General features: G+C 35.0%; 1 rRNA gene. It reads left to right on the plus strand.

Going from position 1 to position 597, the window contains the following annotated elements:
* The first annotated feature begins 14 nt into the window (after nt 1-14).
* Nucleotides 15-124 (plus strand): 5S ribosomal RNA (gene rrf / locus AC1DVP_RS21395).
* The last annotated feature ends 473 nt before the right edge of the window (nt 125-597 follow it).

The raw sequence follows: 597 nt of genomic DNA on the forward strand, positions 1-597 counted from the left end.
ACAACCAACAGCCTTAAGGTGGTTATTGCGGCGGGGCTCACCTCTTCCCATCCCGAACAGAGTAGTTAAGCCCGCCTGCGCAGATGGTACTGCAGTTATGTGGGAGAGTATGTCGCTGCCTTTCTTTTGAAAACCCTTCATCATATTGATGAAGGGTTTTTTGTTTTATGCCATTTATTTTGCATCATTTGTATTGTGGCTGTGGTTTATTAAAGGATGAAGTGCAAAAGTTTTTTTGAAAATAAATAATTTTGAAAACTATTCTAAATTACCCARTCAGTATGCTGTATTGTCCGAATGAGCAATACATCGTTTTCGTAAGGTTAAAATAACAACTTTATTAGAGAATACAGTTGTGTTTTGGTTGGRATTATGATGCTACTTTAGCAATAGAAATTATTACTAATTTAAAACGGCAGTATCATGAAAACGATTTTAAAATTAAGTCTTATAGTATTAATAGCTTTGACCGGCATCAATACGTACGCAATCAATGGTGATTTTTTGCTTCATGTAAAAAAAGAAAACGGAAAAGAAATCAGTTTTTCGGTAAATGAGATTCAAAAAGCCAATGTGACGATCTATGATGAGTCACAC

The sequence above is a fragment of the Flavobacterium sp. P3_A6 genome (assembly GCF_056403035.1).